The following is a 22,317-nucleotide window of genomic DNA, read 5'->3' as shown; positions in this document are numbered from 1 at the left end:
CCCGGTTCCCGTCCCCGCCGGCGCGCGCCGGTCACGAGTCGACGCCGAGATTGCCCTCCTCGACCGGCACCGCCTCGATCCCGCCGATCGTCTCGCCGATGACGGGGATGCTGGTGGTCGCCGTGGAGACCGGCACCGACGCCGACAGCCGGGTGCCGTCCTCGCGCAGCGCCTGGCCGATGTCGCTGAGGGTGGGCCGGCCGGCCAGCCGCGGACCCTGCCCGTCCAGCGGCACGGTCACCGTCTCGCCCGCAGCCACGGTGTACTTCTCCCCGCGCACGCTGAACTCGACCGGTTCGTCGACGGCGTCGACACCCGGCGCGGGCGTGCCCACGACGGTCAGCTCGTCGGCGGTCACGGTGACCGTCAGCTGCATGTCCCGCCACCGCAGCTTGTACGACAGCGAGGGCCATTCGGCGGGCAGCCGCGGGTCGAAGCTCAGCTCGCCGCTGTAGTCGCGCATGCCGCCGAACCCGCTGACCAGGGCGCCCCACACCCCACCGGCAGAGGCCACGTGGGCCCCGTCGGCGGCGTTGCGGTGGATGTCCTCGAGATCGACGAACGCCGACTCGCGGAAGTACTCCAGAGCCAGGTCCTGGTACCCCACCTCGGCCGCCAGGATCGACTGCACGACCGCCGACAGCGACGAGTCGCCGGTGGTCAGCGGGTCGTAGTACTCGAAGTCGGCGAGCTTCTCCTCGTCGGTGAAGTGGTTCCCCTGCAGGAACAGGGCGAGCACCACGTCGGCCTGCTTGAGCACCTGGTACCGGTAGATCACCAACGGGTGGAAGTTCAGCAGCAGCGGATGCTGCTCGGGCGGCGTGTTCTCGAGGTCCCAGACCTCCTTCTCGAGGAAGACCGCATCCTGCGGGTGGATGCCGAGCCCCTCACTGAAGGGGATGTGCATGGCCTCGGCCGCGGCATCCCAGGCATCGGCCTCGTTCGGATCGAGGTCGAGGCGGGCGGCCATGGCGCGGTACTCGTCGGGCGCGTAGTCGGCCATCTCGCGGACCACCCGCGCGGCCGCCCGCAGATTGAACCGGGCCATCACGTTCGTGAACAGGTTGTCGTTGACGACGGTGGTGTATTCGTCGGGGCCGGTCACGCCGTGGATGTGGAACACCTCGGTGCCGAAGTCCTCGTTGAAGCGCCAGAACCCGAGCGTCGCCCACAGCCGCGCGGTCTCGACGAGGATGTCGACGCCTTCCTTGTCGAGGAAGTGCAGGTCATGGGTCGCGCGCACGTACTTGGCGACCGCGAAGCTGACGTCGGCGTTGATGTGGTACTGCGCGGTGCCGGCGGCGTAGTAGGCCGACGCCTCCTCACCGTTGATGGTGCGCCACGGGAACAGGGCACCCGCCTCGTTGAGCTGGGCGGCGCGGCGCCGGGCGGCCGGCAGCATGTGGTACCGCATGCGCAGCGCGTTGCGCGCCCACTGCGGCGTCGTGTAGGTGAGGAACGGCAGCACGTACACCTCGGTGTCCCAGAAGTAGTGGCCGCTGTACCCGGAGCCGGTGAGCCCCTTGGCGGGCACGCCGCTGCCGTCGGCGCGTGCGGCGGCCTGCGCGAGCTGGAAAATGCACCACCGGATCGCCTGCTGCAGCCCGTCGTCGCCGGCGACCTGCACGTCGGAGCGTTCCCAGAAGTCGCGGCACCACGCCTCCTGCTCCTCGAACTGGAACTCGGCACCCTCCAGCCGCGCCCGGTCGAGCGTGCGGCGCCCCCGGTCGACGAGTTCGCGGGCCGGTACGCCGCGCGAGCTGTGGTAGCTGACGAACTTCGTGACGGTGATGGGCACGCCCGCCTTCGCCTGCACGCGGAACACGTTCTTGGCGATGTCGGGCTCGATGAGGGTGCGCGCGGTGTACTCGTTCGCGGTGTCGATCTCGTGGTCGGCGACCACCGCCACGGTCATACCGGAGTGGGACACGCGGTACGACAGCACCGAGCGCAGCCCCTCCTGCCAGTATTCGACCGGCTGCAGGACGCGCTCTTCGATCGATTCGGCCTTGCGCGGATCGAAGGCGGCCGCGGCGGTCGGCGCGCTGGCGTGCGGGGCGTTGCCGCCGTACACGTCCTCGCCGTCCTGGCGGTTGATGAGCTGGCAGTTGATCACGACCGGCGCGTCGGCGTTGAGCACGGTGACCGTGACACGCATGACCGCCAGGTGCCGCTCTTCGAAGGACACCATGCGCTCGAAGTCCAGCACGACGTCCTTGCCGCTGGGTGTGGTCCACCGCATGTGCCGGGTCAGCACGCCCTTGCGCATGTCGAGCACGCGCTCGTACTCCCGGAAGTCGGCGACGTCGAACGCGAGCGGCTCGTCGTCGACGTAGACGCGCATCACCTTCGCGTCGGGGGCGTTGATGATGGTCTGCCCGGTCTCCGCGAACCCGTACGCCTGCTCCGCGTGGCGGATGGGGAACGTCTCGTGCAGGCCGTTGATGAACGTGCCGTGCTCGTGCGCATGCCGCCCCTCGGGCGGGTTGCCGCGCATGCCGAGGTAGCCGTTGCCGACGGCGAACAGCGTCTCGGTCAGGCCGACGTCGTCGATCGACATGCGCGTCTCGACCAGGCGCCAGGGGTCTACGGGAAAACGGTCGCGATCCACGATGCTCCTTAGCGGTGCGGGGGCTTGTCAGGGGACGAACGCCGACAGGTCGTCGACGACGAGGTCGGCTCCGGCGGCGGTCAGGATCTCGGCACCCGCGCCACGATCGACGCCGATGACGAGGCCGAATCCGGCGGCGGCGGCCGACTGCACGCCGGAGTGCGCGTCCTCGACGGCGGCGCTGCGGGCGGGGTCGACGCCCAGCATCCGGGCAGCCTCGCGGAAGACGTCGGGCGCAGGCTTGGAGGGGAGGTGGTCGCGCTCGGCGATCACGCCGTCCATGATCACGGGGAACCGGTCACGGATGCCGGCGACGGTCAGCACGTCGACCGCGTTCTTCGAGCTGGAGACGACGGCGACCGGCACGCCCGCGGCCTGCAGGACGTCCAGCAGCGCGAGCGAGCCCGGGTACGGCGCGATTCCGATCTCGCCGAGCACCTTCTCGAACGCCGCGTTCTTGCGGTTGCCGATGCCGCACACGGTGTCGGCGGTCACCGGATCGGACGGGTCGCCCCACGGCACCTCGACCGAGCGCGAGCGCAGCAGGCTCGCCACGCCGTCGTACCGCTTCTTGCCGTCGAGGTAGAGGAAGTAGTCGCGTTCGGTGTACGGCGGCTCGATGTCCCACGCCGTGAACAGCTCGGTGAACATCGCCTGCCAGGCGTACATGTGCACCTCGGCCGTCGGCGTCAGCACACCGTCGAGGTCGAAGAGGACGCCGTCGTACGTCGTCAGGTCGGGGAGCTGGTCGACTGTCACGGTCTCAGCGTAACCGCCGTCCGTCGTGGCCACGAGCCGAGCGCGAGGGGGTGGATGCCGGTGTTCAGCCGGCCACCGACATGGTCTGCCGGGCGATCTCCAGCTCCTCATCGGTGGGCACCACCAGGACGGTGACCGCCGAGTCGTCGGTGGAGATCACGCGGATGCCACGGCCCGGCGCCGCGTTCCGCTCCGGGTCGAGCACGACCCCGGCGTAGCCCAGCGTCTCGACGGCCGCGGCGCGCACCGCCGGGGAGTTCTCCCCCACCCCGGCGGTGAACGAGATGACATCGGCGCCGCCGAGCTGGGCGAGGTAGGCGCCCAGGTACGCGCGCAGCCGGTGGACGTACACGTCGAAGGCGAGGGACGCGTCGGGATCGCCGGCATCGCGGCGCTGCTGGATGTCGCGCATGTCCGAGACGCCGGCGAGGCCCATGAGGCCGCTGCGGGTGTTCAGGAACGCGTCGAGTTGATCGGGCGTGAGGTGCTCGCGCTGCGACAGCACGAGCAGCACCGACGGATCGAGGTCACCCGACCGGGTGCCCATGACGAGCCCCTCGAGCGGGGTGAGCCCCATCGAGTGGTCGACCGACCGGCCGCCGGCGATGGCCGTCATCGACGCGCCGTTGCCCAGGTGCAGCACGATCTGGCGCAGCTCGCTGTTGTCGCGGCCGAGAAAGGCGGCGGCCGCTTCGCTCACGTACTTGTGGCTCGTGCCGTGGAAGCCGTATTTGCGGATGCGGTGCTTGCGCGCCGTCTGCGCATCGATCGCGTACGTGTAGGCCGCGGGCGGCATCGTCTGATGGAACGCGGTGTCGAACACCGCGACGTGCGGCACATCGGGGAAACCGGCACGCGCGGCACGGATCCCCTGCAGCGCGCCGGGGTTGTGCAGGGGCGCGAGCACCGACAGTTCGTCGACGTTGATCTCGACCAGGTCGGTGATCAAGGTCGGCTCGAAGAACCGGGCGCCACCCTGCACCACGCGGTGCCCGACGGCCACCGGGGCATGGTCGGTGAGCGAGGGGCCGTGCGCGGCGAACGCATCGAGCATCACCTGGAATCCCACCGTGTGGTCGGGGATGGGCAGCTCCTGACGGTACGTGGCATCCGTCGCGGTCACGACGGGGCCTTCGGCGCTGCCGAGCATGACCGTGTGCTGGGCCGCCCCGGTGTCCTGCCCGATGCGCTCGACGAGGCCGCCGGCCAGTGGCCGGGCCGCTTCGACGTCGATGAGCTGGTACTTGAACGACGAGGAGCCGCTGTTGATGACCAGGACGGTGCTCATGCCTCTCCCTGCGCCTGGATCGCGGTGATCGCGATCGTGTTGACGATGTCTTCGACCAGCGCACCGCGCGACAGGTCGTTGATCGGCTTGTTCAGGCCCTGCAGCACGGGTCCGATCGCGACAGCTCCCGCCGAACGCTGCACGGCCTTGTAGGTGTTGTTGCCGGTGTTCAGATCCGGGAACACGAACACGGTGGCCCGACCGGCGACCGCCGACTCGGGCAGCTTCGCGCGGGCGACGGCGGCGTCGGCGGCGGCGTCGTACTGGATGGGCCCTTCGACCAGCAGTTCGGGCGCACGCTCCCGCACCAGGGCGGTGGCCTCGCGCACCTTGTCGACGTCGGCACCCGAGCCCGACTCCCCCGTCGAGTACGACAGCATCGCCACACGCGGCTCGATGCCGAACTGCGCGGCCGTCGACGCGGACGAGATGGCGATGTCGGCCAGCTGGGCGCTGGTGGGATCGGGGATGACGGCGCAGTCGCCGTAGACGAGGACGCGGTCGGCGAGCGCCATGAGGAACACCGACGACACGACCGAGGTGCCGGGCTTGGTCTTGATGATCTCGAAGGCCGGGCGGATCGTGTGCGCCGTGGTGTGCGCCGCACCCGAGACCATGCCGTCGGCCAGTCCCAGGTGCACCATCATGGTGCCGAAGTAGGACACGTCGGTGACGGTGTCGGCGGCCCGCTCGAGGGTCACGCCCTTGTGCGCCCGCAGCTGCGCGTAGGTCTCCGCGAAGCGCTGCACGAGTGTCCCGTCGAACGGCGAGAGCACCTGCGCGCCGGTCAGATCGATGCCGAGCTCGACCGCCCGGGCGTGCACCTCGGCCGGGTCGCCCAGGATCACCAGGTCGGCGATGCCGCGGGTGAGCACCGTGGCCGCCGCACGCAGCACCCGGTCGTCGTTCCCTTCGGGCAGCACGATCCGCTTGCGGGTCGCGCGGGCGCGCTCGACGAGCTGGTACTCGAACATGAGCGGGGTGACCACCGTCGAGGTCGCCACCCCGAGCGCGCGCCGCAGCTCGTCGGTGTCGACGTGGGTCTCGAACAGCGCCAGCGCGGTGTCATAGCGACGCTGCGAATCGGCGGCCAGGCGCCCACGGGTGCGCATGACCCGCAGCGCGGTCTCGTAGGTGCCGTGCGCGGTCGTGATGATCGGCACGGTGGAGCCGAGCCCTTCGATGAGGCGCTCGATGTCGGGCGGCAGGTCGAACGGGCCGTTGAGCACGATGCCCGCGATCGAGGGGAAGGTGCCCGACGCGTTGGCCAGCAGCGTCGCCAGCAGCACATCGGTGCGGTCGGCCGCGATGACCACGACGGCGCCTTCGATCAGGCGCGGCAGCACGTTGTTCATCGACATGCCGGCGACCACCACCGCGAGCGCCTCGCGGGTCAGCAGCTCCGGGTCGCCCTTGAGCAGCCGGCCGTCCACCGAGCGCATGATGCCGCGCACCGACGGGGCGACCAGGTACCGGTCCTCGGGGATCGCCCACACCGGCACGGTGGTGTCGATCGTGGGCGGCTGCGCGTCGCGCACCGCCCGGTGGATCGCAGCGACTGTCTCTTCGAGGTACTCGGGGTCGGCGCGGTTCGCGACGACGGCCAGCAGCTGGGCGCGGGCGTGCGCGAGCTCGGTCAAGGCCAGATCTGCGATCTGCCCGACCTGAGCGGGGGTGCGGGCGATGGTCGTGCCGAGCTGCTCGGGCTGCTCCTGCGCGGCGCGGCCGCCGACCACCAGCAGCACGGGGGCGCCCAGGTTCGCCGCGATGCGGGCGTTGTAGCCGAACTCGGCAGGTGCGGCGACGTCGGTGTAGTCGCTGCCGACGATGACGACGGCGTCGCATTGCGCTTCGACGGCCTTGTAGCGCTCGACGATCCGGCTCAGCGCCGCGTCGGGGTCGGTGCGCACGTCGTCGTAGGTGACGCCGATGCACTCGTCGTAGCCGAGGTCGACGCCGTCATGGTCGAGCAGCATCTCGAGCACGTAGTCGCGCTCATCGGTCGACCGCGCGATCGCCCGGAACACCCCCACCCGCGGTGTCGCATGGCTCAGCGCGTCGAGGACGCCCAGCGCGATGGTGGATTTGCCCGAGTGCCCCTCGGCCGACGTGATGTAGATGCTCTGCGCCACCCGTCCAGCCTATGGCGGCCGCTGCCTGGCGACCAGCACGCCGACCGGGCATAATCCCGTCGCGCCCGCCCCTGATCCGGGCACAAAAAAGACTCTCCGCGAACCCGGCAGAGCCAAGTTACCCTTGCTACGTTTCCGTCCTGGGGGAGTTGGCCTGGATGCCGCCTCGCGGAGAGCGGTTCGAGTCTACCCGACGATCAGGTGCCGGCATCCACCTGCCGGGTTAGCATCGATTCATGGGGATGCGACGACGCACACCTCGCCGACAACTCGACCAGGGAGCCCGATGCCGGACGACAGCACGCTGAAGGTGCCGCCCCTGCCCCCGCTGCCCACCGTCGATGCGGAGCGATTCGCGGCCACGACCGGGCAGATCATCGAGTCGATCAGCCGGGTCATCGACGGCAAGCCCGACGCCGTGCGCGCCGCGCTGGTCTGCATGCTCGCCGAAGGGCACCTGCTGATCGAGGACGTGCCGGGCGTGGGCAAGACGATGCTGGCGCGGGCGCTGGCCGCCACCGTCGAGGCGACGGTGCGCCGCATCCAGTTCACGCCCGACCTGCTGCCGGGCGACGTGACCGGGGTGAGCGTGTTCAACCCCGTCGACCGCGAGTTCGAGTTCAAGCCGGGCGCCATCTTCGCGCACATCGTCATCGCCGACGAGATCAACCGGTCGTCGCCGAAGACCCAGTCGGCGCTGCTGGAAGCCATGGAGGAGGGGCAGGTCACCGTCGACGGCACATCGCGGCCGCTGCCCGACCCGTTCCTGGTCGTCGCCACGCAGAACCCGCTCGAGATGGAGGGCACCTACGTGCTGCCCGAAGCGCAGCGCGACCGGTTCATGATGCGCATCTCGATGGGGTACCCGGATGCCGCGAACGAGGCACTCATGTTGCGTCAGCGCGACGTGGTCAATCCGCTCGACGCCGTCCAGCCGGTGGTGGGCGCGGCGGGCGTGCGCGACCTGATCCGGTGGGCACGGAGCGTGCACGTCTCCCCCGCCGTCGAGGAATACGCGGTCAACCTCGCCCGCGCGACCCGGCAGCACCCCGACCTGCGCCTGGGCGCCAGCCCCCGTGCGACGCTGCAACTGGTGCGCGCCGCGAAGGTGTGGGCAGCGCTGGACGGCCGCGACTTCGTCATCCCCGACGACGTCGCCACCCTCGTCCCGCCGGTGTTCGCACACCGTCTCATCGCCGCGCGCGGCACCGGCCTGGCGCGCGGCCGCACCGCCGCCGAGGCGATCGGCACGATCCTCGAGTCGATCACCGGCTCGGTGCGGGTCCCCGTCGCCGCCCGCTGAAAGCCGATGCGATGAAGGGGTGGCCGCTGACCGTGAGGGGCACCGGTGCGGTGCTCCTGGGAATCGTGTTCTTCTTCCTCGCGCATGCACTGCACCTGACCGAGCTGCTGTATGTCAGCATCCTCCTGTTCCTCGTGGTCGCGGCGAGCCTGGCCAGCCTGTACCTCGTGCGCCGCACCGCCTCGATCGCGCGGGCCTTCCGCCCCGACGTCGCCCCCGCCGGCGGCGACACGCACGTGCGCGTGCAGGTCGACATCCGCACGCCGCTGCCCAGCGCTCCGTCGACGTGGAGCGATCAGCTCGCATCGGGCCTGTCCGGGGACGCCGGCGGTGAGTTCCCGGCGGTGGGCTCGGGGCTCGGCACGGGCCCGCAGCGTGTCGAACTCGAGTACGTCGTGCACGCCGAACGCCGCGGCATCCGCCCGATCGGACCGTTGTCGGTGACGTCGACCGACCCGTTCGGATTCGCCCGGCGCCGCCACGTCATCGGCACGCCGGTGCCGCTGACCGTGACGCCCGCCGTCATCGAGCTCGGCGCGCTGGACGACCTGCCCGGCAGTGTGGGCGGCAGCCTGCACTCGGAGACCAACGAGCTGGGGCAGGGCGCCGACAACCTCATTCCGCGCGCGTACGTGCCCGGCGATTCGATGCGCCGCATCCACTGGCGCGCCAGCGCCCACCGCGACGACCTGATGGTGCGGCAGGAGGAGCAGGAGTCCACCCCCGAGGCCACCGTCGTCTTCGACCGCACCGCCGACCGGTACGGCGCCGGGGCGCTGGTGACCCCGGGGGCGGACCCCGCGTTCGAGGCGGCGGTCTCGGCGTGCGCCTCGGCGGTGGCGCGGCTGACCGACGAGGGCTACGTCGTCTCCGTGCTGGACGTCGACGGTGCCGCCCTGGTCGAGCGGATCGACAGCGAGGACCACGGGGCCGTCGAGGACATGACGATCGCCTTCGCGTCGATCACCGCGCGACGCGAGGGAACGCTCGAGGGCGTGCGGAACCTGTTCCTCGGCACCATGACCGGCCCGCTCGTGGTGGTCACCGGCCGATTCGACGAAGCGGATGCCGCGCTGCTCGCGCCGCTGGTCCACCACAGCACGCTGCCGGTGCTGCTGACGGTCGACCCGACCGAGCGCGCCCTGGCCGACATCGCCACCGCCGGGTGGCGGGCCGCTCAGATCGATGTGGCGGGCGACCTGTCGGACGCGTGGATCGCCGCCATCGACCGGGAGTCGGACCATGTCATCGCGTGACACCGGACGCGGCGGGGGCCCGGGCGTTCCGGGGCGCGGGGCTGCGGCATCCACCGCGCGCAGGGCGACCCCGGAAGCGTTGCGGCGACGCGGGGAGATCCGTCTGACGGCTGGGCTGTGGGTGGCGCTCGTGGCGGCGCTCCTGCCGTTGACGACCGTCATCGCACCGGGGGGCTGGATCCCCGGGGTCATCGTCTTCGCCGCCGTGCTGCTGGCCGCGGGCCTGGTCGCACGGCGGCTGCGCGTGCCGGCGATGGTCGTCACGCTCATCCTTCTCGCGCTGTGGCTGGTGATCGTGACGGTCGCGTTCCTGCGCGACACGGCGTTCCTCGGCTTCGTCCCGACGCTCGACTCCTTCCGCGCAGCGCCCGACCTGGTGGGCGTGGCGGCGAACGAGATCCTGCTGGGCGTGGCGCCGTTGGAGGCGACGCACGCGATGACGTTCATCGTCGTCACGGCACTGGGCGCGCTCACCATCGCGCTGGATCACGTCGTGCTCACCGCGCGCATGCCGTTGCTGGCGACCGTGGCGCTGGTGGCGGTGTGGCTCATCCCGTCGCTGGCCGTCCCCACCGGGGCGAGCGTCGCGGCCTTCATCGTCCTCGCCGCCGCGGTGCTGTATCTGATCCGCGCGGAGACACGCACCCGGGAGGCGCCGGTGCCGGTCGGCGCCCGGGCCAGCGCCGGCGTGACGGCCATGGCTGCGGGAATCGGTGCCGTGGCGATCGTCGCCACGGTGCTGGCCACGCCGACGCTGCCGCCGTCGGCCGGAGCGGGCGGGGCGCTGGGACTGGCATCCATCGACGCGTCGCTCGAGCTGGGCAAGGATCTGCGCCAGCCGACCGACGTCGAGGTGCTGCGCGTGCACACCAACGCGCCATCGCCGCCGTACCTGCGGGTGGCGACGCTCTCGGAGTTCGACGGCGAGGTGTGGCGGCCGGACCGGTACCGTTCGGTCGAGCTCGTCGACGACTCGTCGTGGGAGGCGCTCACGGTGGACGAGGATGTCCGCGTCACGCAGTACCGCACGACGATCGCGATCGACGGTCTTGCGTCGGCGCGACTGCCGATCCCGTTCCCCGCGGTGTCGCTGACGGGGCTGGAGGGGGCGTGGCGGGCGGTCGCCGCGAACCGCACGGTGATCACGGCAGAGAGCTCGACGCAGGGCCAGACGTACGAAGTGCTGTCGAACGTGGTGCGGCCGTCGCGTGAGAAGATCCGGGGTGCGCGGGCGTCGTTGCGCGGCAGCGGCGTCGACGAGTTCACGCTGCCGTCGGGCATGCCGCCGATCATCGCCAACACAGCGGCTGAGGTGACGGCGGGGGCGGACAACGACTATGACCGGCTGATCGCGCTGCAGGCGTGGTTCCGCGGGCCGGAGTTCACGTATTCGCTGTTCGCCCCCGTGCAGGAGGGCTTCGACGGCAGCGGCGCCGACGCGGTCGCGCAGTTCCTCGATGTGCGCGAGGGATACTGTGTGCACTTCGCGTCGGCGTTCGCGGTGATGGCGCGGACGCTGGATATGCCTGCCCGCATCGTCATCGGCTTCCTGCCCGGCGAAACGACGGACGAGGTGGTCGACGGCGAGCGCGTGGCGGCCGTGTCGACGAGCTTGCTGCATGCGTGGCCCGAGGTGCACTTCGAGGGGATCGGCTGGGTGCCGTTCGAACCGACCAAGTCGTTGGGGGTGCCCACGAGTTTCCTTCCCGAATCGGCGCCCGCTCCTCCGGACGGCGGTGAGGATGTCAGCGGTCCGACGCCGACGGCCGCCCCGACGCCGACGGGTTCGGCGACACCGGTCGACGAGCAGGACGAGGTCGACGCCGGCGGTGCCGGGGCGGGGTCCACGCCGGTGAGTCCGCTGCCGTATTTCGCGGCGCTGGGCATCGCGCTGCTGGTCGGGGCTCTTCCGTGGGCAGCGGGGCAGGTGCGACTGGCGGCGCTGCGCCGGCGCGCGCGGCGCGGTGATGTGGCGGCGGCGTGGCGGATCGTGCAGGAGACGGCGATCGACTTGGGCATCGCGGTTCCCGGCGCCGAGTCGCCGCGCGCGTTCGGTGCGCGGCTGGTGGCGTCGCACGGTGCGCCGGCCGATGCGGTGGAGCGGCTCGTGTCGACGGTGGAGCATGCGAACTATGCGCGTGCAGCGCGGCCCGGCTCGCGGCCGGGGGTGGATGCCGGGGTCGTGCGCCGCGGGCTGCTGGCGGCCGCGCCCCCGCACCTGCGCCGCGGCGCGTTGCTGATGCCGAAGTCGCTGATTGTGAAGCCGGGTTCGGGTGTCGCCGAGCGCGTGGGGCTGCGCTCGGTGCCGCGGGCGCTGGCGAAGTAGCGCCGGCTGCCGAGACGGCTGCGGTGGGGCTGAGCTCGTGGTGTGACCGACGACCTGAATGCGGCCGAGGCGGAGACTCGGGGATCCACCAGGTAGACTGTCGGTCGGCCCGTTCGCGGGACCTGGAGGATTCGCCTAGTGGCCTATGGCGCACGCTTGGAAAGCGTGTTGGGTGCAAGCCCTCAGGGGTTCGAATCCCCTATCCTCCGCCATTTTTCCTTCGCCGTGATCGGTGTGGTCTCGCGGACCCTCCGCGCATGGGCGGCATGACCGTCGCCCACATCACGCGGGCAGCAGCGCGGGTTGAAGATCTTCACGTGACTGGGCACCTTCACGGGGGTACGCATCCTCACGTGACCGGGCACCTTCACGGGCGTACGTATCCTCACGTGGGCGGGCGCCTTCCGGTGGTCGCTCACGGGGTGGTTCGCTCACCGGCCGGTTCCCGGGCGGTGCGGGCGGTGCGGCCGGGGCCGAAGCTCGCGCCGACGGCGGCGTGCGCCAGCCGGGCCGGTCGGGCGGATCGCTCCACGCCCACCGCAGCGGCGACTTCGAATGCAGCGTGGTCCGCTCCCCCGTCGGTGCGTGGAGGACGAAGACTCCGTGGGCCGCGTCACGGGTGACGCGCCAGCCTTCGTTGTGGAGCAGCAGGTGATGGAATCGGCACAGCAGGATGCCGTCGTCCACGTCGGTCGATCCGCCCTCCGCCCACGGCGTCGTGTGGTGCGACTCGCAGTACGAGGCCGGCATGTGACATCCGGGCCACATGCAGCCGCCGTCACGGATGGCCAGCGCCTGCTTCTGCGCCGAAGTGAACAGTCGCTTCTCCCGCCCCACATCGAGGGGCTTGCCGCACGACGAAACGGTGATCTCGAGCGTCCCCGTGTTGCACAGCGCCGCGTCGAGAACCGAGCCGGGCAGCGCGTCGCCGCCGTCTTCGAGGTTCGCGATGGCCACCAGCCGCCCGAACATGTCGCGGCGCCCGATGTGGTCCTTCACCGTGACGAGGCGGACGCCCGGCTGCCGCACGCCGAACACGTCCTCGGCGGTGGCCAGCGCGCCGGCTCGCAGCACACCCATCATCAGGTCGTAGGTGAGCTGGTCGTTCGTACGGTCGTCGTCTTGCAGCGCTTCGGCCTGGGCGCGCTCGGCGTCGGTCAGGAAGCGCGGCCCGCCGCGTCGCGGCCGCAGCGCCGCGCTGATCACACTGCTGGCCCAGGCCCCCATCTCGTCGTCGTAGATGATGTGCGCGTGGTGACGGCCGTGCTCGTCCGTCCACTCCCGCCACGATCGCGCGGCAAAGCGCTCGGCGAACCGTTCTTCGGCGCCGACCGGGTCGAGCGCATCGCGCACCGCCCGTGCGCTCTTGCGGAGCTCTTCCACGGTGACGTCGGCGGCTTCGGCCATGAGCTGCTGGGCGGCGATCGCCCACACCTCGTCGGCGCGCTCGGTGTCGGCGGGCTCACCGAGACCGTTACGGATCGCATCGTGCTGCGCGGTCGAAAGTGCACCGGTCAGCATGGCGTCACGCAATTCCGCGTGCCAGATGAACACCGGCGCGCTGCCGCTGCCACCTCCAGCGCCGACACCGTCACCACCCTCGACCACGTCGCCGCTCGCACCGTCGACCCCGTCACCCCCGGCCTCACCGTCGCCGGCCGCGCCCTCGATCGACGGGCCCCGACCGGCCGGACCGTCTCCGGCATCCACCGGCCCGTCGTCGAGGAGGGCCGAGCCGACCCGCAGCGTGCGCGATGCGTCGCCGCGCGTGCCACCGGTGATGTCTTGGACGAGCTGCACCGGGTTGCGGAAGCCGCGACGTCGAGCCAGACCGCCGCCGGTTGATCGCTCGGCGACGACGGCGGCTCCGACGACCTTGAGGCGCTCGACGCAGGAGGAGATGGCCGCGGCCTCTTCGAGCAGTGCGACGACCGCGTCGTCATCGAGCCGCCGCACGGCGGGCAGGAGCTCACCGGGCGCGACGTCGAGCTCGGCGTGGCGGGTGACCATGCGCAGCCTCTCTGTCAGCTCGGCGAGGAATGTCATGGCTCCATACTGACAGGAGGGTCGGACATTCGTTCCATATCCGCTACACAGTGTGGACAACGTATATCGAACACAGATTGGGGAGGAATCCGTGCCCGCCGCCGCCCCGTACGCTGACTTCGTGACCCTGCGCATCGCCCTCGCCACGACCGATGTGTTCGCCGCTGAGGACCCCGACCACGACACTCCCTTGCTGTTGACCGCGCTGCGCGCGCGGGGCGCGGTGGCCGAGGCCGTCGTGTGGCACGACGACCGCATCGACCTGGGCGCGTTCGACCTCGTGGCCATTCGCTCCACATGGGATTACCCCGAGCGCGCGGACGAGTTCGCCGCCTGGGTCGCGCGTGCCGCCGCCGCGACGCGATTGGTCAACTCGGCCACGCTGGTGCGCTGGAACCTTGACAAGTCGTATCTGACCGCGCTGGCGGATGCCGGCATCCCCACCGTGCCGACGGCGTACTGCCGCGATCTCGACGACGCGCGCGCGGCGCTGCGCGCTCACGCGGCAGCAGAAGTGGATGCCAGGACCCCACGCAGCCGGCGCTCCGCGCGCACAGCGGATGCCGGAGGCCCACAGCGCATCGTGGTCAAGCCCACCCTGTCGGCCGGCGCGCGGGACACCGGGCTGTTCGACGCCGACGATCCCCGCGCGCTCGCGCTGGCCGAGCGGATCATCGCGCGCGGGGGCACGGCCATGATCCAGCCCGAGATCGCCGAACTGAGCGCCGGCGCGGAGAAGGCGCTGTACGTCATCAAGGGACGCTTCACCCACGCGATCGCGAAGGGCGCCCTGTTGGAAGTCGGCGGCGAGCTGCGCGGCGGCGTCTATCAGGAGAACCCGATCCCCGTGCCGGCGAGCCTGGCGGAGCAGACGTTCGCCATCGACGCGGTGCGCGCGGTGAGCCACATCACGGGCGAGCCGATGCCGCTGTACGCGCGCGTCGATGTGGTCGACACCGCTGAGCACGGCCTGATCGTGCTCGAGGTGGAGCTCATCGAACCCGCGCTGAATCTGCATGTGGCACCGGAGGCGATCGCCCCGGTCGCCGACGCCCTGCTGCACGCCGCGGGGTGACGCTCCCGCCGAGTCAGTCCGCGAGCGGGACGACCTCCACCCTCCCGTCGGGCGCGGCCAGCACGAGCACACGGCGGGCAGTGAGGCCGGCGAGCGTGTCCGTGAGCGCCGCGGCGTCCACTCCCCCGGCAGCACCCACGCCGCCGGCATCCGCGCGACCGGAGCCCGCGGCATCCACGTCACTGACGACACCAGCCCGCACACCCCCGTCATCCCCCGCCGCGTCGGCACGCACCCAGCGGGTGACCGCCGCACCGGTCACCGCGCCGATGGTGCGGGCCAACTCGTCCGCACCTGGCGGAGCGACCAGGATCACCTGACGGATGCGCGGCACGGACGGCTCGTCTTCCGCGTCGACGCGATCGCGGCGCCAGATCGCGAAGTGGTAGCCGGCGATCAGCGCGGTGGCCACGAGCAACCCGAACGGGGCGCGGATCTGCTCCACGAGGTTGCCGCCGTCGCCTTCGAGCGCGAACGAGAAGAGGCGGTAGCCGACGACGAGCAACGCGACGATGGCCACCACCGCGCTCACCCCGAACACCGCGATGAGGTACACCCGGCGGCTCGACCACGCGGCATCCACCCGGCCGGCCGGCGGACGCCAGGCGATCCACCACAACGGCGCACCGGCGACGAGCGCCGCGATCCCGCCCAGCAGCAGCGCCCGGGCGTCCGACCCGGCCAGGGGCTCCGTGAGCGCCGCCAGCAGTGCGTTGATGACGACGCCGATCCCGGATGCCGCGGCGATCAGCCCCAGTCCGGCTTCGACCAGGCCGATCGCCCCTGCCGTGGTCTCTGTGCGCGCGAGCGCGATGCGCCGGTGGTACAGCCACACCGCCGCCGCCACGGCTGCGGCAGCCACCCCCAGGCCCAGTGGCTCCACGATCTCGCGCCACGGCTCGCTCGGGTCGAACAGCGCCCGCAGTCCGACGTACAGTACGGCGATGACACCGCCGAGGGTTGTCGCCGCCGCCCCGAGCACCCCGACGACCACGAGGGCGACGTCCGCGAAACCGCCGCGCAAGCTTCGCACGGCGTCGCGGTACCAGTGCCACCACCAGATGAGCGCGCCACCGACACCCCACACCAGGCTCTGCAGCGCGAAGACCCACCATCCGCCGCCCAGGTGTGCCTGCGCCGGGGCGATCGCCTCGTCGAACAGACTCGCCAGGGCGCGCACGACGCCGACGACACCGACGATCAGCCCGTACGCCGCCCCGAGCACGCCGGGCGCGGTGCGCAGCCGCACCGGTCGCCGGCGCAGCCGCATCCAGCGGTGGGCGCCCCATACGGCCAGCCACGCGATGGCCGTGCCCAGTGCTCCGGGGTCCCACCGTCCGGCGATCAGGTCGGCGAACATGCCCAGCAGCGCGCTGGTGAAGACCACGAGCGCGGTGAACGAGATCGCGGTCAGATACAGGCCCCACGCGACCGAGCCGCGGTCGGGTCCGTCGAGCCTGCGCCACGCGAACCACCACAGCACCGCCGCCAGCGGGCCGCCGACGAGTGTGAAGGCGAGCGACAGGGCGAGGCCGCCGATGCCGATGTCGAACTCGGGTCGGACCTCGAACAGCCGGCCGAGCAGTCCGGCGAGCCCCGACGCGGTCAGGCACACCAGCACGAACAGCAGGAGGAAGACGATCACCCGACGCACGGTGCCCTGCGCGCCCGGCGCGCCGGAAACGCCCGGCGCGGCGGTCTGACGGGGCGTGGTCACTGCGTCACCTCGGCACAGACGGCGAACTCCCACGGCGCCGTCTCGATCACCCAGCCGGAATCGGTGCGCGCGAGCCAGAACGAAGCCTGATAGCTGTATTCGTTCGGGCCGAGCAGGCCACCGCCGGCCGGTTGCGAGATCGTCACGGTGACCTCGGCCGAATCGCCGTGCTCGCGGGTGTCGTCGAGCACGGCGCGGACGTCGTCGGCGGCGCTCGGATCCAGCCGCTCGCATCGGTCGGCCACGTCGGGGGCGAGGTGGCGCAGCGCCGCCTCGCGGTCGCGGTCGAGGACGGCCTGGGTGTAGCGCTGCACGACTCCCGCGGGTGATGACTCGTCCAGCGGAGCGGAGCCGCCGCGGGTGAAGACGACGATGAGGGCGACGACGACGAGCGCCGCCACGACGCCGATCACGACCCAGAGAGTGCGATCGGGCTTGCGTGCAGGGGTGTCCATACGATCATCATGGCGGTGCCGGATGCCGCAGGCCAGCATTGTCGGAGCATTCAGCGCCGTGGCGCGCAGCCGGGCTCACGGACCGGCCACGCCGGGTCCCCGCGCAGCGCCGGCGCCCCGGTCACTGCCCGAGCGCGACCACCGCCACGCCGCCCAGCACGAGCACGACGCCGATCACCTGGACAGGTAGCAGGCGTTCCTTGAGAATCCACCACCCGAGGACGGCCGTGACGGCCGGGAACACCGATGCGCACACGGCGACGACGGACAGCATTCCCGACTCACTGGCGATCGCGAAGAACAGGTTGGCGATGAAGCCGAGAACACCGATGGCGATGATCCCGATGAGATGGCGTCCCCCGGCCCGGGGAACCACCCGCAACACCGCGAGGGCGATCACATATAGGACCAGCGTCGCCGACACATTCGCGACGAGCGTGGCTGAGATGTCGAACGCGCTGCCCCGCGCGACAGCGAGGTTGTTCATGCCGAACCCGAATGCGGCAAGCAGTGCGAGCAGCACCGGCTTCACACCGTGACCCGTGCGTCCGCCGATCTCGGGCCCACTGGCGCAGACCGACCCGACGACGGCCACGGCCATGCCCACGACCAGCCACGCGCCCGGCGCATCCCCATCGATCACGCCGGCCGCCACGGGGACGACGACGCCCAGAGCCGAGATCGGCGCGACGACGCCCATGGTCCCGATCGACAGCGCCCGATACAGCGAAGCCACGCCCACCGCAGCCCCCACACCACTGATCGCGCCCCACACCAGTGCCGGCCCGGGGTCGGGCCCGATCGGCTCGGCGATGACTCGTGGAATCACCGCGAGCGTGGCCACCATCTGCGACAGCACCAGGACGGTGATCTGTGCGACGCGCCGCGACAGCGCTCCGCCCAAGAAGTCGGCGACGCCCAGGCACAGCGCGGCGAGCAGCGCGAACGCGGCCGTCATGCGCCCCGGCCTCCGGCGATCGCGATGAAGTCCTCAACCGTGCGTGGTCGCTGTGACCACCTCAGCTGTTCGGCCAACCGCATCAGTTGAGGCTGCTCCACGCGCGCAGCCTGCACCACATCGTCTTTCGCGAACACCTCCTCGGGCGTTCCGTCAGCGCGCACCGCGCCCTGTGTCATGACGATCACGCGGTCGAAGTTCTCCACACAGAAGTCCATGTCGTGGGTGATGGCCACCACGGTGGTCCCCTCCGCACTCACGCGATCGACCACGCGCGCGATCATCTCCACGCCACGGGCATCCTGACCTGTGGTCGGCTCGTCGAGAACGAGCACCGGCGTGCGCATCGCGAGCACCCCCGCCAGAGCGACTCGCTTGCGCTCCGACAGCGAGAGCTGGTGCGGATGGACCTCCTCCTGGGTCGTCAAGCCCACCGCCTGAAGTGCTTGACGCGCACGTTCGAGGGCTGCGGTCTCGTCCATTCCGAGGTTCCGGGGACCGAAGCTCACATCATCGATGACGCGACGCGCGAAAATCTGCTCGTCGGAGTTCTGGAAGACGTAGCCGACGCGTGCCGCCAGTTCGGCGATCGACCGTCCGCCGGTGTTCCAGTCGCCCACATGCACCGACCCTTCACTGGGTGTGAAGATGCCGTTGAGGTGGCGCACCAGGGTGGTCTTCCCGGCTCCGTTCTGGCCGACGATGGCGACCCGCTCACCTGCGTCGATCTGCAGTGTCACACCGCGCAGGGCCTCGGTGCCGGAGGGATAGCGGAATCGCACGTTCTCAAAGCGCAGCGCCAGCCCGGTCATGCCGTCTTCTCCCGAGTGAACAGTTCGACGGTTTCCTCGAGCGAAACAGGCAGGGCCACATCGGCGGGCAGGATGCCGGCCGTCACGGCGGCTCGGGCCGCCTCGGTGTAGCGGGTGCGAGTCACGCCCCACTGCGCCATGCGTTCATCGGCCAGCAGAGCGCGCGGCTCGCCGACGGCGGCGATGGTCTCCTGCGCGATCACGGCGATGCGATCGCAATGCTCGCGCAGCAGTTCGACCTTGTGCTCGAGCACCACGATGGTCGTACCCGCCTCCCGCAGCGACGAGAGCACGTCGAACACCATGCGCGTGCCGGCTGGATCGAGCTGCGACGTCGGCTCATCCATGACCAGCACGGGTGTGCGGAGCACCACCATCGACGCGATCGCGACCAACTGCTGCTGACCGCCCGACAGGTCATAGGGGGAACGGTCCAGCAGCGCGGAGATCCCGAGCAGTCGCGCTGAGGCATCCACGCGTTCGATCATCTCTTCTCGGGGGGTGCCGAGGTTCTCCAGCCCGAACGCGATCTCGTCCCGCACGGTGTACTTGGCACCGGAGATCTGGTTGAACGGGTTCTGAATGACCAGACCCACGTTGGCCACGGCGTCGGAGAGCTTCATCTGCGCGATATCCACGCCGGCCACGGTCACTGTTCCGGTCAGCTCGCCGCCGTCCACATGAGGGATGAACCCGGCGATGATCTTGGCAAGGGTGGTCTTTCCGGCACCCGAGGCACCCACGACGCCGACGATCTCTCCGGCAGCGATGTTGAGGTTCACCCGCTCGAGCGCGAAATGTTCGGCTTCGGGGTAGGCGTAAGTGATATCGGTGAGGGTGATCACAGCGTTCCTGTCACGATCGGGAGGGCGATGGCGGCGACTGCCACCACGGGCATCGCCCAGCGGACGATGCGCTGCGCGGTGCTGTCGGGCACGGGGCTCAGCGCGGTCCGCTTCGCCGTGGAGCCGAACCCGCGCGCCTCCATCGCGGTGGCTCGCTCTTCGACGTCGGTGAACATCCCCAGCACGAGCGGTGCCAGCAGCGGCATCATCGCGCTCACCCGCCCCCGCACACCGCGACCGACCTTCAGGCCCCGCGCCTGCTGCGCCAGCAGGATCGCATCGGCCCGGTCCTGGAACGCGGGGATGAGCTGCAGCGTCGAGCTGATGATGTAACTGAACTTCGGAGACATCCCACGCTCGGTCAACGCTGCCAGGAGCATGCCGGGGTGGGTGGTCAGGACGAACAGCACGGAAGCCAGGACGAGACACACGATCCGTGAGCCGATGCCCAGCGCGAACAAGAGTCCTTCCGAGGTGACCGTGACCATGCCCCATTCGAAGATCGGAGTTCTGCCGCCTGGGAAGGTCAGTCCCTGCACGATGAACAGCACCGTGATGATCGGCAGCAGGATGGTCAACCCGATGCGGGTGAGCCGGCCGCCGCAGCCGGAGACGACGGCGGCCGGGATGACGACGACGACGATGACGGTGACCGCAACCCACCAATACGGGATAGCGAACACCACGACGATCAGAGTGAGCATCACCACGAGCTTGGTCACCGGGTTCAACCGGTGGACCGGCGAAGCCCGATCGACGTACAGCGTCGACGTCATCTGTTCTCAGCCCTTGGTCTCGGCGTCGGCTGCGGCGCTCCGGCTCGTGACCGGCGTCGCGTTCTTACCGAACACGCGGTGCTGCCGCACGAAGGGGAACCGCTGGCGGAATCGTGCCGGCAATGCGGCGAGGATCACCACGACGACGGTGAAGGTGATCGCCTTGTCGAGCGGATCCGACAACAGGCCCTGCAACGTCGTCGCACCCAGGAGAGACTGACCCATCGCCTGGAAGGCGCCTACAATCGCACCGGTTCCCCCGCCGGTGGCGCCGCCGAAGATGAATGCCGCGATCGGTGCGGAGATGACAGCCGCCACCACTCCGGTGACCGCGCCGGCGATCGGCGCGAGGTAGAACCGACGGAACATGCCGTAGCGGGCGGCATAACCGGCCATCACGCCGATGACGACCTGCACGACCGCGAACGGCAGCGCGATCGGACTGAGGGTCAGCCCCCAGATGACGTTCGTGAGGATGCCGGTGACCACGCCGGCTGCCGGCCCCGCGAGCGCGGAGACCAGCACGGTGCCGATCGAGTCGAGATAGACCGGAAGGCCGAGGACGGCGACGATCTGACCGACCACGATGTTGAGCGCGATCGCGACCGGAACCATGGCGATGGTGGCCGTGGGAAGACGGTGGATCGATCCAGCCGCGAGCAGGATCGCGCCGATCACGTAACCGCCCATGGCGATGAGCGACGCCTGGCTCGTGGCGGACTCGGCCACCTCCGTCGGCTGCCCGATGACGAGGTACAGATAGGTCACGAGAATGACGACGGCGCCGACCGCGACGAGGATGGTGTTACGGAGCCGCTTCGGCTCCGCCGTGTTGACGGGTGTTTTGCTGGACATGAATGCCTCCTTGCATTCGATTCGGGTGGTTGTTTCCGGAGAGGTGAGAGGGCTTCGACAGTGATCAGCCGACGTCGCGGGCCAGCCTGCCGACCCGTTCGATCGTGCGGCGGAAGAACTCGGCGGGGTCCGTGTCGACCACGATGGCGGCGTTGGGCTCGCGTCCCCACATTCCTCGCCAGTCGGCGACGGTCTGACCGCGCGTGAGAGTTCCGGCCAGCTCCATGTCGACGGTGGCCGGGCGCGTCACCGCCAACGACGGATCCAGCGCGACCGCGGCGGCGAACGGATCATGCATGTGGGCCAGGAACCCCTGGTCGTATGCGCGGTGGAACTCCATGTAGAACCGCACCGCGTCCGAGAGGTGGCGGATCACCTTGTGCGAGGCCCGTGAGCGCCGGCCGATCGGGTCGTCGGGTGAGATGACCTCCTCCGGCGTGCTGCCGGCGTCGCGTGCGAGCGCTGCGATGTGTTCGGGCTTCATCTCGATGCGCTCGGTGACATCCAGCGCGCAGATGATCGGATGCTGGTCGGTGGGAAGGCCGGAGAACGCGTCGAAGACGATCTTGGCCGACTCGGGGTCGACCGCGATGTTCCACTCGGTCGTGGGCCGCGTGTTACCGGGATGGTTGAACGCGCCGCCCATGATGACCAGCCGCTTCAGCAGCGACGGCAGTTCGGGACACAGCTTGACGGCCAGAGCCAGATTGGTCAACGGCCCGGTGACCAGCCCGACGATCTCACCCGGGCGACTGCGGGCCGCATCGATCCACACCTCGGTCGCGTGCCGTTCGGATACGTGTCGGGTGGGCGCCGGCAGCTCCGCATGCCCGATGCCCTGCGGCCCATGGGTCTCCTCCGTCGTCATGAGCGGCTGCACGATGGGGATCTCGGCTCCGAGCGCCACCTCGACCTCGTCGTATCCACACAGCTCGAGCCAGGCGAGGTTGTTCGTCGCCACCTGCCGGGCCGGGACATTGCCGGCCGTGCAGGTGATGCCGACGATCTCGGCCTCGGGGCTGGCCATCAAGTAGAGCAGGGCGAGCGAGTCGTCGATGCCGGTGTCGACATCGACGACGAGCGGAGTGCGAGCGGTCACGGAG

General features: G+C 70.5%; 17 protein-coding genes, 1 tRNA gene and 1 other RNA gene. 5 read left to right on the top strand and 14 right to left on the bottom strand.

Annotated elements, in window-relative coordinates; translation table 11 throughout:
* Nucleotides 1-31 precede the first annotated feature (31 nt).
* The 5 genes from ACQ143_RS09325 to ffs all read right to left on the bottom strand — a co-directional run bounded on the left by ACQ143_RS09325 (nucleotide 32) and on the right by ffs (nucleotide 6,971).
* On the bottom strand, nucleotides 32-2,614 hold the full coding sequence (locus ACQ143_RS09325; protein ID WP_449570526.1) for a glycoside hydrolase family 65 protein: 2,583 nt from the start codon (nucleotides 2,612-2,614) through the stop codon (nucleotides 32-34).
* A gap of 24 nt (nucleotides 2,615-2,638) precedes the next feature.
* Nucleotides 2,639-3,370: an HAD family hydrolase gene (locus ACQ143_RS09320; RefSeq protein WP_449570409.1), complete on the bottom strand. Its 732-nt coding sequence runs from the start codon at nucleotides 3,368-3,370 to the stop codon at nucleotides 2,639-2,641.
* Between the two features lie 64 nt (nucleotides 3,371-3,434).
* Nucleotides 3,435-4,658 (bottom strand): acetate/propionate family kinase, encoded by a 1,224-nt coding sequence (locus tag ACQ143_RS09315; protein WP_449570408.1) that lies wholly within the window; start codon nucleotides 4,656-4,658, stop codon nucleotides 3,435-3,437.
* Nucleotides 4,655-6,790 (bottom strand): phosphate acetyltransferase, encoded by a 2,136-nt coding sequence (gene pta, locus ACQ143_RS09310; RefSeq protein WP_449570407.1) that lies wholly within the window; start codon nucleotides 6,788-6,790, stop codon nucleotides 4,655-4,657. Before pta ends, ACQ143_RS09315 begins: the two co-directional genes overlap by 4 nt.
* Before the next feature lie 84 nt (nucleotides 6,791-6,874).
* Nucleotides 6,875-6,971: signal recognition particle sRNA small type (ffs, locus tag ACQ143_RS09305), an RNA gene on the bottom strand.
* Nucleotides 6,972-7,076: 105 nt separating this feature from the next.
* Here ffs and ACQ143_RS09300 point away from each other — a divergent pair.
* The 4 genes from ACQ143_RS09300 (at nucleotide 7,077) to ACQ143_RS09285 (ending at nucleotide 11,887) form a co-directional block, all read left to right on the top strand.
* Entirely contained in the window at nucleotides 7,077-8,093 is a 1,017-nt protein-coding gene (locus tag ACQ143_RS09300; protein ID WP_449570406.1) for an AAA family ATPase, read from the top strand.
* Nucleotides 8,094-8,104: 11 nt separating this feature from the next.
* A complete protein-coding gene (locus ACQ143_RS09295) occupies nucleotides 8,105-9,349 on the top strand; it encodes a DUF58 domain-containing protein (protein ID WP_449570405.1) in 1,245 nt (414 codons plus the stop codon).
* Nucleotides 9,336-11,675, top strand: a complete 2,340-nt coding sequence (locus ACQ143_RS09290) for a transglutaminase family protein (protein ID WP_449570404.1) — start codon at nucleotides 9,336-9,338, stop codon at nucleotides 11,673-11,675. Before ACQ143_RS09295 ends, ACQ143_RS09290 begins: the two co-directional genes overlap by 14 nt.
* A 124-nt stretch (nucleotides 11,676-11,799) precedes the next feature.
* Nucleotides 11,800-11,887, top strand: a tRNA-Ser gene (locus tag ACQ143_RS09285).
* Between the two features lie 70 nt (nucleotides 11,888-11,957).
* Here ACQ143_RS09285 and ACQ143_RS09280 read toward each other — a convergent pair.
* Entirely contained in the window at nucleotides 11,958-13,721 is a 1,764-nt protein-coding gene (locus tag ACQ143_RS09280) for an HNH endonuclease signature motif containing protein (protein WP_449570403.1), read from the bottom strand.
* 121 nt (nucleotides 13,722-13,842) lie between these two features.
* Here ACQ143_RS09280 and ACQ143_RS09275 point away from each other — a divergent pair, with 121 nt between their 5' ends.
* Entirely contained in the window at nucleotides 13,843-14,796 is a 954-nt protein-coding gene (locus ACQ143_RS09275; RefSeq protein ID WP_449570402.1) for an ATP-grasp domain-containing protein, read from the top strand.
* A gap of 13 nt (nucleotides 14,797-14,809) precedes the next feature.
* Here ACQ143_RS09275 and ACQ143_RS09270 read toward each other — a convergent pair whose 3' ends face one another.
* The 8 genes from ACQ143_RS09270 to ACQ143_RS09235 all read right to left on the bottom strand — a co-directional run bounded on the left by ACQ143_RS09270 (nucleotide 14,810) and on the right by ACQ143_RS09235 (nucleotide 22,313).
* A complete protein-coding gene (locus ACQ143_RS09270; protein WP_449570401.1) occupies nucleotides 14,810-16,513 on the bottom strand; it encodes a DUF5671 domain-containing protein in 1,704 nt (567 codons plus the stop codon).
* Complete coding sequence (locus ACQ143_RS09265) at nucleotides 16,510-16,968, bottom strand: hypothetical protein (RefSeq protein ID WP_449570400.1); 459 nt, start codon at nucleotides 16,966-16,968, stop codon at nucleotides 16,510-16,512. The genes ACQ143_RS09270 and ACQ143_RS09265 overlap by 4 nt, the downstream gene beginning before the upstream one ends.
* Nucleotides 16,969-17,089: 121 nt before the next feature.
* Entirely contained in the window at nucleotides 17,090-17,926 is an 837-nt protein-coding gene (locus ACQ143_RS09260; protein ID WP_449570399.1) for an EamA family transporter, read from the bottom strand.
* Entirely contained in the window at nucleotides 17,923-18,738 is an 816-nt protein-coding gene (locus tag ACQ143_RS09255) for an energy-coupling factor ABC transporter ATP-binding protein (protein WP_449570398.1), read from the bottom strand. Before ACQ143_RS09255 ends, ACQ143_RS09260 begins: the two co-directional genes overlap by 4 nt.
* Nucleotides 18,735-19,583 carry an energy-coupling factor ABC transporter ATP-binding protein gene (locus ACQ143_RS09250; RefSeq protein ID WP_449570397.1) on the bottom strand — a complete coding sequence of 283 codons (849 nt, stop codon included), beginning with the start codon at nucleotides 19,581-19,583 and terminating at the stop codon, nucleotides 18,735-18,737. The genes ACQ143_RS09255 and ACQ143_RS09250 overlap by 4 nt, the downstream gene beginning before the upstream one ends.
* Entirely contained in the window at nucleotides 19,580-20,359 is a 780-nt protein-coding gene (locus ACQ143_RS09245; protein WP_449570396.1) for an energy-coupling factor transporter transmembrane component T family protein, read from the bottom strand. The genes ACQ143_RS09250 and ACQ143_RS09245 overlap by 4 nt, the downstream gene beginning before the upstream one ends.
* Nucleotides 20,360-20,365: 6 nt before the next feature.
* On the bottom strand, nucleotides 20,366-21,214 hold the full coding sequence (locus ACQ143_RS09240) for an ECF transporter S component (protein ID WP_449570395.1): 849 nt from the start codon (nucleotides 21,212-21,214) through the stop codon (nucleotides 20,366-20,368).
* A gap of 64 nt (nucleotides 21,215-21,278) precedes the next feature.
* Nucleotides 21,279-22,313: a nucleoside hydrolase gene (locus tag ACQ143_RS09235; RefSeq protein WP_449570394.1), complete on the bottom strand. Its 1,035-nt coding sequence runs from the start codon at nucleotides 22,311-22,313 to the stop codon at nucleotides 21,279-21,281.
* Nucleotides 22,314-22,317 lie beyond the last annotated feature (4 nt).

This window comes from Microbacterium pollutisoli (assembly GCF_053586795.1).
This window is presented reverse-complemented; position numbering and strand designations above follow the sequence as displayed.